This window comes from Bradyrhizobium sp. Ken51 (assembly GCF_055807435.1).
Genome location: NZ_JBVVPB010000013.1, coordinates 100,553 through 115,717 on the forward strand (window position 1 = coordinate 100,553; position 15,165 = coordinate 115,717).

A 15,165-nucleotide genomic window follows, 5' to 3' on the forward strand; every position below is an offset into this window, starting at 1 on the left:
AAAAGGGAACTCAGGGCCCTGGAGCTCTTACGAAATTCGAGCAGTCGGCCTAAAATTTAGACGCGGATCCCCAGCGCTCAAAAACGATGCAGGCCCGAATCACGCCTTCCAGCGACCCACCTCGAAGGCCTCAAGATGACCCCGAATATTGGCGGGATCAAAAGCCGGCCCGGCGAATGCGCCGAATGCCGCGGGGGCCTGGCCGGGGGGCTGGCGGCCGAGGGCGCCGTCGTAGAGGTCGGGCCTGAACACGGCCATGGCCGTCTTGACGCCGTCGGGCGTCAGCGTCGTCTGCCCCCAGCGCACCATCTGCGCATAGAGCCAAGCGGCCTGGACCGGATCGGGGCGCCCTGCTTCCTCACGTCCCACCAGAAGGTAGCTGCCGCTCTCGCGAACGGTGCCGTCCGGCGAAATCTTGAGGCGCCCGGTGAGGGTGCGCTGGATGACTTCGGCATCGACGCCGATCCGCTCGGGCTGCGCCAGGATCTGCGCCGCTTCGGTCCGGTTTTCCGGATGCTCGATGAACTCCGCGGCTTTCACCGCCGCGCGCACCAGGCTCGCGACCACGTCCGGATTCTTGTCGGCCCAGACCTGGCGGAGCGCCAGCACCTTCTCCGCCGCATGGGCCAGGATGTCGGAGACGAAATGCAGGATGTGGCCGATCCCGAGATCGACCGCGATCGAATTCCAGGGCGCGCCGACGCAGAACGCATCGACATGACCGTTGGCGAGACTGTCGACCATATAGGGCGGCGGCAGCACCACCAGCCGCACGTCCTCGTCGGGATCGACGCCGGCCGCCGCCATCCAGAACCGCAATTGATAGTTGTGGGTCGAGAACGGGAAGGTCATACCGAAGGTCAACGGATCGGCCCCCGCTTTGCGCCGCTTGGCGACCACGCGCGCCAACGCTTTTGCCGTGGCGAGCGGATCGAAGCGGTCGCCGTCGATCTCCTCCATCAGCGCGGCATGAAGCGCCGGCGAGACCGTGATCGCATTGCCGTTGATGCCGAGATTGAAGGGCGCCGCGATCGGCACCTTGACATGACCGAGCCCGAGCGAGGACGCAATCGCGACGGGCGCGAGCAGATGCGCGGCGTCGAACAAGCCGATATTGAGCTTGTCGCGGACGTTGGACCAGGAGACCTCGCGGACCAGTTCGACCTCGAGCCCTTCGGCCCCGGCAAATCCCTTGTCGACGGCGACGATCAGCGCTGCGGCATCGACCAGCGGAATGAAACCGATGCGGAGGGGAACGGTCATTTCAGCATCTCCGACGCGGTGATGATCGACTGGGCGATCTCACCGATTTTCTTTTTCTCGCGCATCGCGGTAGAGCGCAGCAGCACATAGGCCTCGTCCTCGGTCAGGCCCTTCACCTTCATCAGGATGCCCTTGGCCTTCTCGATGACCTTGCGATCCTCGAGCTGCGACTTGGTGCGCTCCAGCTCCTCCTGGAGTTTTGCGAAGGCATTGAAGCGCGACACGCAGAGGTCGAGGATAGGCTTGATGCGCTCCTTCCTCAGCCCGTCGACGATGTAGGCGGAGACCCCCGCCTCGACTGAAGCCTGGATCGAGGATGAATCGCTCTGATCGACGAACATCGCGATCGGGCGCCGCACGGCGCGGCTGACCTGGAACATCGCTTCCAGCACGTCGCGGCTGGGGTTTTCCAGATCGATCAGGATGATGTCAGGGTCGACCGCATAAATACGGGCGAGCAGGCTTTGCATCTCGCTGATATGGACGATCTGCGTGAATCCGGCCTCCCGCAACCCTTCCTCGAGGATCGCAGCCCGGATCGGGCTTTCGTCGACGATCACGATTTTGGGCGACTGTTCGGCGCTCATTGCTCACTCACCACCAGTGATTCATCCATAGCATGCCCTCAGGCCCTGCAAAGGGTTGTAATTATGGGCAATTGGGACTAGCTCAACCCTGTCAATCAGGCAGATTTGGATATGGATCAGACGGCTGCGCCCAAGGTCAGCTTCGTGTCGCTCGGGTGCCCCAAGGCTTTGGTGGATTCCGAGCGCATCATCACGCGCCTGCGCGCCGAGGGTTACGAGCTCGCCCGCAAGCATGACGGCGCCGACATCGTCATCGTCAACACCTGCGGCTTCCTCGACAGCGCCAAGCAGGAATCGCTCTCGGCGATCGGCGAGGCCATGGCCGAGAACGGCAAGGTGATTGTGACCGGCTGCATGGGCGCGGAACCCGAGCAGATCGAGCAGGCCTATCCCGGCGTGCTCTCCATCACCGGCCCGCAGCAATATGAGAGCGTGCTGGACGCCGTGCATCGCGCGCTGCCGCCCGCCCACAATCCGCATCTCGATCTGGTGCCGCCGCAGGGCATCAAGCTGACACCGCGCCACTACGCCTATCTGAAAATCTCCGAGGGCTGCAACAACCGCTGCACCTTCTGCATCATTCCGAAGCTGCGCGGCGATCTCGTCTCCCGTCCGGCCAACGACGTGCTGCGCGAGGCCGAACGCCTGGTCGACGCCGGCGTCAAGGAACTGCTGGTAATCTCGCAGGACACCTCGGCCTACGGCGTCGATCTCAAATACGCCGAGAGCCCGTGGAAGGATCGCCAGGTCCGGGCCAAATTCATCGACCTCGCGCGCGAGCTCGGCGAATTGGGCGCCTGGGTCCGCTTGCAATATGTCTACCCCTACCCGCATGTCGACGAGGTCATCGCGCTGATGAACGAGGGCAAGGTGCTGCCCTATCTCGACATCCCGTTCCAGCACGCGAGCCCCGAGGTGCTGAAGGCGATGAAGCGCCCGGCGGCGCAGGACAAGACGCTGGCGCGCATCAAGCGCTGGCGCGAGCAATGTCCCGATCTCGCTTTGCGCTCGACCTTTATCGTCGGCTTCCCCGGCGAGACGGATGCCGATTTCGCCTATCTGCTCGACTGGCTGGACGAAGCCGAGATCGATCGGCTCGGCTGCTTCAAGTACGAGCCGGTCGCCGGCGCGACCGCGAACGCGATCGAGAACCCCGTGCCGGAAGAGATCAAGCAGGAGCGCTACAACGCGCTGATGGCGCGCCAGCAGAAGATTTCCGCGCGCAGGCTGAAACGTAAGGTCGGCACGCGCCAGCAGATCATCATCGACGAGGTCGGCCCGACCGTCTCAAAAGGCCGCTCCAAGGCCGATGCGCCGGAGATCGACGGCGCCGTCTACCTGTCGAGCCGCCGCCCCTTGCGCGTCGGCGAGATCGTCACCGCGAAAATCGAACGCGCCGACCAGTACGACCTGCACGGCAGCGTCGCGGGATTCTGAGATTCCGCCTGCGGCACACCGGCAAGACCGGCGCGCCTCAGGCATTCCACCAGCCGGCGTCAGGCTGGGCGTGCCGAACATGTCACTTCTCCCGACGCCTGCTGTTCGTCACGCGCGGCGAATACTTCCTTGGCTGCGAACAGCCCGTTCAGCGCCGCCGGGAAGCCCGCATAGACGGCCATCTGCATGATGATCTCCACGATCTCGTCGCGAGACAGCCCGACGTTCAGACCCGCCTCGAGATGCACCTTGAGCTGAGGCGCGGCATTTCCGACCGCCGTCAGCGCGGCGATCGTGGCGATCTCTCGATCGCGCAGGCCGAGGCCGGGGCGGCAGTAAATGTCGCCGAACGGAAACTCGATCACGTATCGTGCGAAATCCGGAGCGATGTCGGCGAGTGAAGCGACGACCTTTTCGCCGGCGCTGCCGTCAATGCGTGACAGGGCCCGCTGGCCGCGATCGAACCGGCTTGCGTCTTGTGTTTGGGCGTGCGTCATTTTCCTTCGTCCTCTGTTCGTCGCTGGCATAGCCGGCGATCTTGGTATCAAGGACGAGCAGGCATTCCTGGAGTTCGGCGATCTGCGTGCGCACCTGTTCGCGGTGGACTTCCAGCATCTGCCGCCGGCTTGTGCCGGTAGCGTCGCCTTCGTCACGAAGCGCCGCGTAACGCAACATGTCCCGGATCGACATTCCCGTGGTCTTGAGCCGACCGAGGAATTCGATCCATCTGAGGATCGATGCGTCAAAGTCACGCTGGCCGGAGCGATCCCGGTCAGCGTATGGCAGCAGCCCGATGCGCTCATAATAGCGCAGCGTGTGCGTCGACAGGCCGGTCCGTTTTGCGAGGTCGCCGATCTTCATGTGTGCCCGTTCTCGTACTGACGCACGTACAGATACCCCTTCGAGCGCGCTCTAAGTCAAGATCGAAGGTGCCGTTCCCGCAACGTCGTGATAGCGCGGCAGCGGAACATTTCGGTGCGCGAGCTGGGCGGCAGCATCGCGGGATTCCGAGCTTCAGGATCCCGCTAGCCATTTCGGCACCCAGCGCTCCGGCCGCGGCGCGCAGGCAAGATCAGCTTGCGCCTCCGAGAGCAGCGCAGGCTCGCCGCCGATGCTCGGGCGCAGATCGTATTCGAAGTTCGGCATGACGCGGCCGTCGGCATAGAGGCCGAATTTCATCGCGTACCACAGCCCGAGCTCCGGCTGCGCGCGGCGCATCTCCTCGCGCAGATCGCGCAGCAGGGATTCGATCGAGGCGGCTTCCTCGAACGCCTGCGGCCCGCGCGTCAGGACGCGCGCCTGGTATTGCCTGCCGACGATCGCGATCTCGAAGCTCGTCCTGTCCCAGGGCTTCTTGCCCTTCGGCAGATGCGCGGCGAGGCGCCAGCCGAGTTCGGCCATCAAGCGATGATTGGCCCAGTAGTCTTCGCGATCCCGGCTCCATTTTTCCATGAAGCCGCGAAAGTCGGGCAGCTCCGACGGATCGTCATCGGGCGCCACCATCTCCCCGCTCAGCCGCCCGGTGAGCCATTGCGCGAGCTCGACCGTCTGACATTCGACTTCGTCGTGCGGCTTCAGATCGCTCCAAGCATTGTCGAATTGTTGCGACGTCAGTTTTGCGAGCAGGCCATCGAGGCTTGGCGCCAGCAGCTCGTAATCGCCCTCGGACCCAAGCCCCACGATCGGCGGATTGTCGCGGTCGAGACCCGCGCCATACCAGCCGCCAACAGCCGAGCCATCCGGCAGCCGCATGAACAGCGAAAACCGGTCGCGCAAGGGACTGCCGTCGACAATCGGCGCCTGATCGGAAAACTGGCCCTGCAGCGAGAAGCAGCCGACGCTGCCCCAGGGGCGCCCGTTCAGCCATCCGGCGAAGTCCAGCAACAGCGACGGCGCCTCGATGCCCGGCGGAAACGCGCCGCGAATGCTGTCGAGGTCGATCGGATAAGGCGTGTCGGACAAGGCTTTAAAAACAATCTGGTTGGTCCCGCCCCTCTTGGTCCGAACCGTCATGCGTTCGGTTCGAACCAATTCGCGTGCTGTGATCACAAACGCGCTAGGGACGTAATGGTTTCCAGGGGCGCATCTTTCACCTACCCCATGCACGCTGCGCGTGTGGCCTGTAAAGCGCCCGCTTGACAAGCCGTGCCATTCGCATGTATTGCCGCGCCCCATGATCAACGCTCGGACCCATCAGCGCACCGAAATGCTCCGCCGTCGCTTCCGCGACGATGAGAGGGTGCGCCATGTCCGACGACGCCGCTGAACCACTAAGTTCAGCCCCGTTCTCGAAAAGGCCGCACCCGCAAGGTGCGGCCTTTTTGCTTTTCCCGCGGCCTTTCCACCCACCTCCAGAGGAGTTCGACATGACCAACGCCACCCATCCGTATGCCGCGTTGATGGACATCACCGCCCGGCCCAAGACCGTGTTCGTCCGCGGCGCCGGCTCCTACCTCTGGGACGACAGCCGCAAGCGCTATCTCGATTTCGTGCAGGGCTGGGCCGTCAACTGCCTCGGCCACTCCCCGCCCGCGATCGCCGACGCGCTTGCCGCGCAGGCCAAGCGGCTGCTGACGCCGAGCCCGGCCTTCTACAACGAACCCAGCCTGAAGCTCGCTGAGCAGCTTGTCGCAAACAGCGCGTTCGACCAGGTGTTCTTCGCGAATTCCGGTGCGGAAGCCAACGAGGGCGCGATCAAGCTCGCGCGCAAATATGGCGGCATCCATCGAGGTGGCGCGTTCGAGATCATCACCTTCGAGGGCGGCTTTCACGGCCGCACGCTGGCGACGATGTCGGCCTCAGGCAAGAAGACCTTTGAGCCGCTGTTCGAGCCGAAGGTCGCCGGTTTCAAGAAGGCGAAGCTGAACGACATTGCGTCAGTCGAAAAGCTGATCAACGACAACACCGTCGCCGTGATGCTCGAGCCGATCCAGGGTGAATCAGGCGTATGGCCGGCGACCGATCAGTTCTTGCAGGAGTTGCGCGCCCTCACCCACGCGCACGGCCTCCTCTTGATCTTCGACGAGATCCAGACCGGGATGGGCCGAACCGGCAAGCTCTTCCACTACGAGCACACCGGCATCGCGCCCGACGTCATGACGCTCGGCAAGGGCATCGGCGGCGGCGTGCCGCTCGCAGCGTTGCTCGCGACCGAACGCGCGGCCTGCTTCGAGCACGGCGACCAGGGGGGCACGTTCAACGGCAACCCGATCATGTGCGCGGTGGGGCTCGCGGTGCTCGACGAAGTCAGCAAGCCGGATTTCCTCAAGACGGCGACCGAAACCGGGCTGCTGCTCGAAAGCGAATTGCAGAAGGTCTCGGCGCGCCACGGGCTCGGCGAAGTGCGTGGCCGGGGGCTCCTGCTCGCGCTCGACCTCAAGCTGCCGATCGCACCCGGCATCGTCGCACAGGCATTCGAGGCCGGCGTGCTCCTCAACGCGCCGCAAGTCGACACGCTGCGCTTCATGCCGGCGCTGAACGTCACACGGGCCGAGATCGCCGAGATGATCGATTGTCTGGACGGGATTTTGACCAGGGCCGGCGCGGCACGGCGCGTGGCGTAAGCTCGTCATTGCGAGGAGCGCAGCGACGAAACAATCCAGACTGCCTCACGGAAAGATTCTGGATTGCTTCGCTTCGCTCGCAATGACGGTGAGTTACGGCTTCAAGATCGACGCACCCGTAGTCTTGCGGCTTTCGAGATCGATATGCGCCTTGGCGGCGTCCTTGAGCGCGTAGGCATGGTTGATCGGCACGTGCAGCTTGCCGTTGATGACGGCGGCAAACAGCGTGTCGGCGCCTTCGAGCAACTCCTTGCGCGTACCGATATAGTCGTTGAGCTTCGGCCGGGTCGCAAACAGCGAGCCGTGAGTGTTGAGTTCGGCGATCGAGAATGGCGGCACCGGGCCTGAGGCATTGCCGAAGGAGACGAACATCCCGCGCGGCTTCAGGCAAGACAGCGAGCCCGGGAACGTCGCCTTGCCGACGCCGTCATAGACCACGTCGCAGCCCTCGTTGCGGCTGATCTGTTTGACGCGCGCGACGAAGTCTTCCTCGTTGTAGAGGATGACATGGTCGCAGCCATTGGCCTCGGCAAGCGCAGCCTTCTCGCGCGAGCCGACGGTACCGATGACGTGGGCGCCCATTGCCCTCGCCCATTGGCAGGCGAGCAAGCCGATGCCTCCCGCCGCGGCATGGATCAGCACGCGATGATGCGGCTCGACCTTGAAGGTCTTGTGCAGGAGGTACCAGACCGTCAAACCCTTCAGCATCAGTACGGCGCCCTGCTCGTAGGTGATGTGGTCGGGCAGCTTGACCAGCCGCTCCCAGGGGATGTTGCGCTCCCCGGTATAGGCGCCGAGATTGTGGTAGTAGGCGACACGGTCGCCCGGATGGAAATTCGTCACGCCCGGCCCGACCGCGACGACTTCGCCCGAGGCTTCGTTGCCGGCGATGAAGGGCAGCCCCGGCGCCTTGTAGAGGCCGGTGCGGTAATAGACGTCGATGAAGTTCAGGCCGACGGCATGCTGGCGGATGCGCACCTCGCCGGGCCCGGGCGCCGGAACATCGACGCTCTCATAGACCAGGGCTTCGGGGCCTCCGACCTTGTGCACACGGACGGCTTTGGTCATCACCTGACCTCCTCTTCTGGCGGGCCAGCGAAAGACATCGCGCCCGCCTTGTCAACTCGACGCCGGCTGGAACGTCTAGACCGACGGCTTGCGGCTGTTCCTGCGGTTGCGTTTCGCCAGCACGTTGAAGAACTCGACCGTCGCCGAGAACGCAATCGCGAAATAGATGTAGCCGCGCGGGATGTGGAATTGGAATCCGTCCGCAACCAGCGCCACGCCGATCAGCACCAGGAAGGCCAGCGCCAGCATTTTCGTGGTCGGATGCTCCGCGACGAATCGCGACACCGGTCCGGACGAAATGTACATGATCACGCAGGCGATCACGACGGCCGCGATCATGATCTCGATGTCCTGCGCCATGCCGATCGCGGTGATGATCGAGTCCAGCGAGAACACGATGTCGATGATCACGATCTGGACGATGACCCAGAAGAAAGCGCTACGAGGCGACCTCGCGTCGCCCTCGCCGTCATCGGCTTCGACCTCGCCGTGGATCTCGTGCGTCGCCTTCGCGATCAGGAACAGGCCGCCGCCGATCAGGATGAGGTCGCGCCACGAGAAGCCGTAGCCCGAAAACGAAAGCACCGGGGCGGTCAGGCCGATCAGCCAGACCAGGAGGCTGAGCAGGATGATGCGGAAGATCAGCGCCAGCGCGAGCCCGATCTGGCGGGCACGGTGCGCCTGCTTCTCGGGAATGCGCGAGACGATCACCGACAGGAAAATGACGTTGTCGATCCCCAGCACGATTTCGAGCGCGGTCAAAGTCAGGAGCGCGGCCCAGGCTTCGGGGCTGGTCAACAGGTGCATCATGCGAAGGATCTTGTCAGCCGTATCAATGCGTCGCTGAAGCTGATCCAGAGCGCGATCGCGCAGAGCGCGACAGTCACGCCGGTGCCGACGCGAAAGTCCATCTGCAGCGTGTAGAAGGAGAGCAGAGCCCAGATCGCAATCAGCGTCATCGTCAGCCAGCGCAGCCGCACGACGCGCACCGGATGCAGCACGTGGAAGGGCACGAAGGTCAGCACCACCAGGCTTGCGACCAGCAGCGTCGACAGCAGCGGCGGCCAGTGCAGCAGGAACAGATAGAACGCCGCCGCATTCCACAGCGCCGGAAAGCCGCGGAAATGATTGTCGTCCGCCTTCATGCGCAGATCGGCGAAATATAATGCGCTGGTGACGATGATGGCGACGCCGAGCAAGGGAGCAGCGACCGGCAGCAGCAGGCCGCTGGCCACGATCGCATAGGCCGGCACGAAGACGTAGGTGACGAAATCGACCACGAGATCGAGCACGTCGCCCGACCAGTTCGGCTGCACGTCCTTGACGTTGAGCCGGCGCGCAATCGGCCCGTCGATCGCGTCGATGATGAGGGCGACGCCCAGCCATTGAAACATCGCCGCCCAGTGCTCGCGCACGGCCTCAAGCATCGCCAGCAGCGCGATCGCCGCACCGAACGCGGTGAAGATGTGCACCGAGAAGGCAGCGGCGCGGATCGCGGGCCTGGGCTTCAGGGAATCCTCTTGGCTGTCCATGGCTTCTGCTACCAGAATGACACCGATTTGCACATAAGCCATTGCGGCGCCCGGTCGCACAATTCGTCATAAAATCAGGGAAATATGACTGGGCTTGAATTTGCCGCGGGGCGTGTCCAATGTCGTTCCATGACAGATGCATCGACACTCTTTGACGCCGCCGTGATCGGCGGCGGACCGGCGGGACTTGGCGCGGCCATCGCATTGGCGCAGGCGGGCGCGCGGACCGCGCTGGTGGCGCGTCGCGTGCCCTATGCCGACAATCGCACCACGGCGCTACTCGGTGCCTCCGTCGATCTGCTGGAGAGCCTCGACGTCTGGCCGCGCTGCAAGGACAAGGCGGCCGCGCTCGAAATCATGCGGCTCGTCGACGACACCGGTCGGCTCTTCCGCGCGCCTGAGGTCCGGTTCTCCTGCCACGAAATCGGCCTCGATGCCTTCGGCTACAACATCGACAATCGCTCGCTGATGCTGGCGCTGGAAGCGCGCGCGGCCGAACTGCCCGGTCTCGTCCGTTTCGACGACGAGGCCGAAACTGTCGTCATCGAAGCCGATGACGTCGCGATCCGCACGGCCGCTGCGCAATTTCTCTCGGCCCGCCTCGTGGTCGGCGCCGACGGCCGGCATTCGCTTTGCCGCGAAGCCTCCGGCATCGCGGTGACGCGGCGCCAACTGACCCAGACTGCGCTGACCTTCAACGTCGGCCACGCGCGGCCCCATCGCAACGTCTCGACCGAGTTCCACACGCCGCAGGGCCCTTGCGTGTTCGTGCCCCTGCCTGGCGATCGCTCCAGCGTCGTCTGGGTCTCGGCGCCTGCGGACGCCGAGCGGCTTCGTGGCCTGAGCGACGAGGAATTGTCCGCCGCGATCGAGAAGCAGTCCCATTCGATCCTCGGACGCATGACGGTCGAGCCGGGCCGCCATCTGTTCCCGCTGGCGATCGAACGTCCAAAATCCTTCGGCCGCGACCGCATCGCGCTGGTCGGCGAAGCCGCCCATGTAGTTCCCCCGATCGGCGCCCAGGGTCTCAATCTCGGTCTCCGCGATGCCGCCGACATTGCGAGGCTTGCAGGTGAGGCCATCGCATCAGGCCAGGATCCCGGCGCAGCAGACGTGCTCAAGCGCTACGACCGGGCCCGGCGTCCGGACATCATGAGCCGGACCTTTGCGATCGACATCGCCAACCGCTCGCTGCTCAACGATTTCCTGCCGCTCCAGCCGGTCCGCGCGGTCGGCATGCACCTGCTCGGCGCGATCGGCCCTCTCCGGCGTTTTGCGATGCGCGAAGGCCTGACGCCGACTTGGCGGCGCTAGGCCCGCTTACGGAAACGCCAGCCGGCCGGTCTGGATCGCCCACATCACGCTGGTCAGGGTGACTACGGACGCAAACGTCCCGAGCAGCACCGCGACCGAGGCGGATTCGATCCAGGCGTCGTTCTGCCGGGCGATGACGAACACGTTCAGCGCCGGCGGCAGCGAGGCCATCAGCACGGCGGTCGCAGCCCAGGGCTGCGCGAACGGGCCGAACGCCAGCATCAGGCCGAAAGCTGCGAGCGGGTGGATCAGGAGCTTGACCGCGATCACGCCCGGCACTTCCCACGGGACCCGATCGAACGGACGAAGCGCCACGGTCACGCCGAGCACGAACAGCGCGGTCGGGGCGGCTGCGTTCTGGAGGAAGGTGATGGTGCGATCGAGTGCGACGGGCATCTCGATATGCAGCGATGCGAAGGCCGCGCCAAAACATGCCGACATGATCAGCGGGTTGAGCACGATCTGCTTCAGCACGACGCCGAAGGCATGCACGATCGAGGGATGATCGCGGTCCGAGAGCTCGATCAGCAGCGGCACGATCGTGAACAGGAAGATGCTGTCGCAGCAGAAGATCAGCGCGGTCGGCGCCGAGGCCTTCGGCCCGAGCACGGCGAGCGCCAGCCCCGGTCCCATGTAGCCGATATTGCCGTAGCCGCCGGAGAGCCCGGCGAGCGTCGCCTCGCGCAGCGTCAGCCCGCCGAGAACTTTGCCGACGACTAGCGCGAGTGTGAACGCCGCAACTGTCGACAGCGTGGTCGCGACCAGGAACGGCGGGTTGTTCAATTCGGAGAACGGCGTCTTCGACATGATCGCAAACAGCAGCGCCGGCAGCGACACATAGAGCAGGAAGAAGTTCATCCAGGCCAGGCCCGATTCCGGCAGCGATTTGACCTTGCCACAGGCGAATCCAACGAAGATCAAGCCGAAATAAGGTAGAGCCAGATTGAGGATATCGACCATTGATGAAGTGTTTTCTGAACATTGGGGGGCTATCTGCCCCGCAACCGCGGGTTAATTCCAGATCAGGGCACTAGCATCGGCCACAATCCTGGTCTATCGACGGGGAATGATTAAAGCGCGGACCGCCAAATTCCAGATCGGACAGGTCGTGCGCCACCGGATCTTCTCGTTCCGGGGCGTGATCTTCGACATCGATCCGGAATTCAACAACACCGAGGAGTGGTGGCTGTCGATCCCCGAGGAGGTGCGGCCCCACAAGGACCAGCCGTTCTATCACCTGCTTGCGGAGAACTCGGAGTCGGAATACGTCGCCTATGTCTCCGAGCAGAATCTCGTGCCGGACGATTCCGGCGAGCCGGTCCGGCATTCCCAGGTCGCCGAGATCTTCGTCAAGGACAAGACCGGCGGTTACCGCCCGCGCAATCCGTCGCTGAACTGAGTTTTCGCAGCCATCAACTGGCCAGCAAAAAAGGCGCTCGAAACCGAGCGCCTTTTTCATGTCCGGGATCGGGTCCCGATTACTTCTGGCCGGCGGGCGGCGTGCCCTGCTGCTCGAGCTTCTTGCGCTGCTCGTCAGCCTTCTTCTGAAGCTCTTCCTGGAGCTTCTTCTGGGTCTCCTCGAACACCTTCGGATCCGTCGGCGGACCATCATAGGCCTTCTGGAATTCGCCGGCGAGCGGCAGCGGCAAGGTCAGCGGTGCGCCGTTCGCATTGATCGCCTGAACAACGAGGTTCTGACCCTTCTTCATGTTGTTGATGAACTCGGGCGTGGCCTCGTAGTCGGACATGCAGCCGTTCTGGAAACAGATCACATAAGGGCTCTGCAACGGCGGATTGTTGTCCACGATGATGCGGGTACCGTGCACCAACTGCATGCCGAGCGGCAGCGTCACGCGCAGGATCTTCTTCGGCTCGCCTTCCGGCTCGATGATGACGGCCGCGATGACCGGCTGGCCCGACTCGATACGACCGTCCTTGCCGGTGAAGCAGACCTGCTTGGCATTGGCGTCCTGGCCCTTGAGGCAGAACTTGGTCCAGGGGGCATAGATCAGCTGGATCTGCTGATCGGCCGGCTGGGCCGCACCCTGCTGGGCCGGCGCTCCTTGTTGGGCGGGAGCCGGCTGGGCGGGTGCCTGAGCGGCCGGCGCCGGCGCTTTTGGGGCAGCCTTCGGGGCGGCCTTCGGGGCAGCCTTGGGCGCGGGCGCGCCCGGAGCTGGCGCGGGAGCCTGGGCCTCGGCGGCAAACGGGACGGCCAACGCCGTCGCCGTCAACAAGGCGAGAAGTCGCCCGCGCGGCCGGACGGACGCGGCCAAGTAACGGAAATTCATTGCGGAAAACCCTTTCTGAACGGGAAGTGCCCGAACCGCTTCGACGCACCGAGCCTGGCCGCGTTGGGCGCGGCTCTCTCCCCGTCAAATGAGGCGGATAAGTGACGGGCTCGGCGCTCTTGCGCGATTGCGTGCCTTCTTAACGTGGCCGACGAAAAGATCAATGCCGACAACCGTCTTTGGCCGCGTGCCGGCGTGGGCCCGGGGAAAATCCCTGTGATAGGATTCAGGCCCGCCCGGTCCTCGAATCAACGTGTCCAGATGTTCATGTTCCAGCGCCTTCTCGAGGGCCGCCCAGTGGGTCTTTGCGTCCGCCTCTGTATACTGGCTTTCGCCTTGGGGCTTCCGGCAAGCGGTGCAGGGGCCGGGGAAGCCCACGCCATCGCCATGCACGGCAAGCCGGCGATGCCTGCCGATTTCACCCACATGCCCTACGTCAACCCTGACGCCCCCAAGGGCGGCCGGCTGACCTGGGGCGTTCTCGGCACCTTCGACAGCCTCAATCCCTTCATCGTCAAGGGACTGGCCGTGCAGCCTGTACGGAACTACGTGGTCGAGAGTCTGCTCGCGCGCGGCAATGACGAGCCGTTCACGCTCTACGGCCTGCTCGCCAGATCGGTCGAGACCGATGACGAGCGCAGCTTTGTCACGTTTCACATCGATCCCCGCGCCCGCTTCTCCGACGGCAAGCCGGTCCGCGCCGAGGACGTGCTGTTCTCCTGGCAGTTATTGCGCGACCACGGCCGTCCCAACCACCGGCAATATTACGGCAAGGTCGCAAGTGCCGAGGCGCCGGATCCGCTCACCGTCCGCTTCGACCTTGCGGGCGCCAATGACCGCGAACTGCCGCTGATCCTCGGCCTGATGCCGATCCTGCCGAAACATGCGGTCGACGTCGCGGCTTTCGAGGAGACGACGCTGACGGGCCCGGTCGGCTCCGGCCCCTATCGCGTCACCGCAGTGAGGCCCGGTGCCAGCGTGACGCTCACCCGCAATCCCGACTATTGGGGCCGTGACCTCCCCATCAATCGCGGGCTCTACAATTTCGACGAGATCAGGCTCGACTATTTTCGCGAGGCCAACGGCCAGTTCGAAGCCTTCAAGCGCGGCCTCTATGATTTCCGCATCGAGCACGAGCCGCTGCGCTGGCACGACGGCTACGACTTTCCCGCGGCGAAGAATGGCGATGTGATCCGCGACACCTTCAAGCCGGGCGTGCCGCAACCTTCCGAATTTCTGGTGTTCAACACGAGGCGTCCCATCTTCGCCGACATCCGCGTGCGCCAGGCGCTGACGCTGCTGTTCGATTTCGAGCTGGTCAACCGCAACTACTTCTTCAACCTCTACTCGCGCGTCGCCGGCTATTTTGCCGGCTCGGACCTGTCAGCGTATGGCCATCCCGCCGATGCGCGCGAGCGCGAGCTGCTCAAGCCGTTCGCCGCGCAGATCCCGCCTGACATCCTGGACGGCAGCTACCGCCTGCCGGTGACCGACGGTTCTGGGCGCGACCGTACCACTCTACGCGCGGCTCTGAAGTGGTTGTCGGAGGCCGGCTACGATCTCGACGGCACCGTGCTGCGCAACCGCGCCACCAAGGCGCCCTTCACCTTCGAGATCCTGGTCACGACCCGCGACCAGGAACGCGTCGCGCTTGCCTTTCAGCGCGACCTCAGGCGCGCCGGCATCGAGCCCAGCGTCCGATCGGTCGATCCCGTGCAGTTCGACCAGCGCCGGCTCGCCTACGAATTCGACATGATCCAGAACCGTTGGGACCAGTCGCTGTCGCCCGGCAATGAGCAATATTTCTACTGGGGGAGCGCTGCCGCCGACAGTCCGGGCACCCGCAACTACATGGGTGCCAGGGATCCCGCGGTCGATGCGATGATCGCCGCACTGCTGGAAGCCCGTGAACATACGGCTTTCATGTCGGCAGTGCGGGCGCTCGATCGCGCTTTGATCTCCGGTTTCTACACAATCCCCCTGTTTAACGTATCCGAGCAATGGATCGCGCGCTGGAATCGGATAGAACGGCCAGAGGCCACCTCGCTGTCCGGCTATTTGCCGGAGACCTGGTGGTCGAAGGGGCAGCCGCAAGCTCATCAAGCAAAGTGAC

At 64.2% G+C, this 15,165-nt stretch carries 15 protein-coding genes; 5 read left to right on the forward strand and 10 right to left on the reverse strand.

Going from position 1 to position 15,165, the window contains the following annotated elements; genetic code table 11:
• Positions 1 to 99 precede the first annotated feature (99 nt).
• Together AC0L27_RS22125 and AC0L27_RS22130 are read right to left on the reverse strand one after the other, a co-directional pair.
• Positions 100 to 1,263: a CmpA/NrtA family ABC transporter substrate-binding protein gene (locus AC0L27_RS22125; protein WP_473320345.1), complete on the reverse strand. Its 1,164-nt coding sequence runs from the start codon at positions 1,261 to 1,263 to the stop codon at positions 100 to 102.
• Entirely contained in the window at positions 1,260 to 1,850 is a 591-nt protein-coding gene (locus tag AC0L27_RS22130) for an ANTAR domain-containing response regulator (protein ID WP_106944809.1), read from the reverse strand. Before AC0L27_RS22130 ends, AC0L27_RS22125 begins: the two co-directional genes overlap by 4 nt.
• Positions 1,851 to 1,961: 111 nt before the next feature.
• On the opposite strand from AC0L27_RS22130, the gene rimO reads away from it, so the two are divergent.
• The gene (gene rimO, locus AC0L27_RS22135; RefSeq protein ID WP_354128242.1) at positions 1,962 to 3,287 is read left to right on the forward strand and encodes a 30S ribosomal protein S12 methylthiotransferase RimO; all 1,326 of its coding nucleotides are present in this window, start codon (positions 1,962 to 1,964) and stop codon (positions 3,285 to 3,287) included.
• Between the two features lie 59 nt (positions 3,288 to 3,346).
• Here rimO and AC0L27_RS22140 read toward each other — a convergent pair whose 3' ends face one another.
• The 3 genes from AC0L27_RS22140 to AC0L27_RS22150 all read right to left on the reverse strand — a co-directional run bounded on the left by AC0L27_RS22140 (position 3,347) and on the right by AC0L27_RS22150 (position 5,249).
• Positions 3,347 to 3,784 carry a carboxymuconolactone decarboxylase family protein gene (locus AC0L27_RS22140; protein WP_473320349.1) on the reverse strand — a complete coding sequence of 146 codons (438 nt, stop codon included), beginning with the start codon at positions 3,782 to 3,784 and terminating at the stop codon, positions 3,347 to 3,349.
• Entirely contained in the window at positions 3,717 to 4,148 is a 432-nt protein-coding gene (locus AC0L27_RS22145) for a MerR family transcriptional regulator (RefSeq protein ID WP_275171114.1), read from the reverse strand. Before AC0L27_RS22145 ends, AC0L27_RS22140 begins: the two co-directional genes overlap by 68 nt.
• A 153-nt stretch (positions 4,149 to 4,301) precedes the next feature.
• Complete coding sequence (locus tag AC0L27_RS22150; protein WP_275171384.1) at positions 4,302 to 5,249, reverse strand: hypothetical protein; 948 nt, start codon at positions 5,247 to 5,249, stop codon at positions 4,302 to 4,304.
• Between the two features lie 404 nt (positions 5,250 to 5,653).
• Between AC0L27_RS22150 and AC0L27_RS22155 the strand changes: the two genes are divergently transcribed.
• The gene (locus AC0L27_RS22155; RefSeq protein WP_354210027.1) at positions 5,654 to 6,850 is read left to right on the forward strand and encodes an acetylornithine transaminase; all 1,197 of its coding nucleotides are present in this window, start codon (positions 5,654 to 5,656) and stop codon (positions 6,848 to 6,850) included.
• A gap of 93 nt (positions 6,851 to 6,943) precedes the next feature.
• Here AC0L27_RS22155 and AC0L27_RS22160 read toward each other — a convergent pair whose 3' ends face one another.
• The 3 genes from AC0L27_RS22160 to pcsA all read right to left on the reverse strand — a co-directional run bounded on the left by AC0L27_RS22160 (position 6,944) and on the right by pcsA (position 9,492).
• Complete coding sequence (locus AC0L27_RS22160; RefSeq protein WP_247499072.1) at positions 6,944 to 7,918, reverse strand: quinone oxidoreductase family protein; 975 nt, start codon at positions 7,916 to 7,918, stop codon at positions 6,944 to 6,946.
• 75 nt (positions 7,919 to 7,993) lie between these two features.
• Positions 7,994 to 8,728: a TerC family protein gene (locus tag AC0L27_RS22165; protein ID WP_354210028.1), complete on the reverse strand. Its 735-nt coding sequence runs from the start codon at positions 8,726 to 8,728 to the stop codon at positions 7,994 to 7,996.
• Positions 8,725 to 9,492, reverse strand: coding sequence for a phosphatidylcholine synthase (gene pcsA / locus AC0L27_RS22170; RefSeq protein WP_354210029.1), 768 nt, complete (start codon positions 9,490 to 9,492; stop codon positions 8,725 to 8,727). Before pcsA ends, AC0L27_RS22165 begins: the two co-directional genes overlap by 4 nt.
• 87 nt (positions 9,493 to 9,579) lie before the next feature.
• On the opposite strand from pcsA, the gene AC0L27_RS22175 reads away from it, so the two are divergent.
• Positions 9,580 to 10,764, forward strand: a complete 1,185-nt coding sequence (locus tag AC0L27_RS22175; RefSeq protein WP_354210030.1) for a UbiH/UbiF family hydroxylase — start codon at positions 9,580 to 9,582, stop codon at positions 10,762 to 10,764.
• Positions 10,765 to 10,770: 6 nt separating this feature from the next.
• On the opposite strand, the gene AC0L27_RS22180 is transcribed toward AC0L27_RS22175, so the two are convergent.
• Positions 10,771 to 11,724 carry an AEC family transporter gene (locus AC0L27_RS22180; RefSeq protein WP_027566999.1) on the reverse strand — a complete coding sequence of 318 codons (954 nt, stop codon included), beginning with the start codon at positions 11,722 to 11,724 and terminating at the stop codon, positions 10,771 to 10,773.
• Positions 11,725 to 11,830: 106 nt separating this feature from the next.
• On the opposite strand from AC0L27_RS22180, the gene hspQ reads away from it, so the two are divergent.
• Positions 11,831 to 12,163: a heat shock protein HspQ gene (hspQ, locus tag AC0L27_RS22185; protein ID WP_007590865.1), complete on the forward strand. Its 333-nt coding sequence runs from the start codon at positions 11,831 to 11,833 to the stop codon at positions 12,161 to 12,163.
• Positions 12,164 to 12,242: 79 nt separating this feature from the next.
• Here the strand turns inward: hspQ and AC0L27_RS22190 are convergent, their stop codons facing one another.
• Complete coding sequence (locus AC0L27_RS22190) at positions 12,243 to 13,052, reverse strand: invasion associated locus B family protein (RefSeq protein WP_275171120.1); 810 nt, start codon at positions 13,050 to 13,052, stop codon at positions 12,243 to 12,245.
• Between the two features lie 261 nt (positions 13,053 to 13,313).
• Between AC0L27_RS22190 and AC0L27_RS22195 the strand changes: the two genes are divergently transcribed.
• Positions 13,314 to 15,164: an extracellular solute-binding protein gene (locus AC0L27_RS22195; protein ID WP_354210031.1), complete on the forward strand. Its 1,851-nt coding sequence runs from the start codon at positions 13,314 to 13,316 to the stop codon at positions 15,162 to 15,164.
• Position 15,165 lies beyond the last annotated feature (1 nt).

Coding starts and splice junctions, on each gene's coding strand:
- AC0L27_RS22165 (WP_354210028.1), bottom strand. CDS start 8,728: ATGATGCACCTGTTGACCAGCCCCGAAGCCTGGGCCGCGCTCCTGACT.
- pcsA (WP_354210029.1), bottom strand. CDS start 9,492: ATGGCTTATGTGCAAATCGGTGTCATTCTGGTAGCAGAAGCCATGGAC.
- AC0L27_RS22130 (WP_106944809.1), bottom strand. CDS start 1,850: ATGAGCGCCGAACAGTCGCCCAAAATCGTGATCGTCGACGAAAGCCCG.
- AC0L27_RS22125 (WP_473320345.1), bottom strand. CDS start 1,263: ATGACCGTTCCCCTCCGCATCGGTTTCATTCCGCTGGTCGATGCCGCA.
- AC0L27_RS22195 (WP_354210031.1), top strand. CDS start 13,314: ATGTTCATGTTCCAGCGCCTTCTCGAGGGCCGCCCAGTGGGTCTTTGC.
- hspQ (WP_007590865.1), top strand. CDS start 11,831: ATGATTAAAGCGCGGACCGCCAAATTCCAGATCGGACAGGTCGTGCGC.
- rimO (WP_354128242.1), top strand. CDS start 1,962: ATGGATCAGACGGCTGCGCCCAAGGTCAGCTTCGTGTCGCTCGGGTGC.
- AC0L27_RS22160 (WP_247499072.1), bottom strand. CDS start 7,918: ATGACCAAAGCCGTCCGTGTGCACAAGGTCGGAGGCCCCGAAGCCCTG.
- AC0L27_RS22190 (WP_275171120.1), bottom strand. CDS start 13,052: ATGAATTTCCGTTACTTGGCCGCGTCCGTCCGGCCGCGCGGGCGACTT.
- AC0L27_RS22145 (WP_275171114.1), bottom strand. CDS start 4,148: ATGAAGATCGGCGACCTCGCAAAACGGACCGGCCTGTCGACGCACACG.
- AC0L27_RS22180 (WP_027566999.1), bottom strand. CDS start 11,724: ATGGTCGATATCCTCAATCTGGCTCTACCTTATTTCGGCTTGATCTTC.
- AC0L27_RS22155 (WP_354210027.1), top strand. CDS start 5,654: ATGACCAACGCCACCCATCCGTATGCCGCGTTGATGGACATCACCGCC.
- AC0L27_RS22175 (WP_354210030.1), top strand. CDS start 9,580: ATGACAGATGCATCGACACTCTTTGACGCCGCCGTGATCGGCGGCGGA.
- AC0L27_RS22140 (WP_473320349.1), bottom strand. CDS start 3,784: ATGACGCACGCCCAAACACAAGACGCAAGCCGGTTCGATCGCGGCCAG.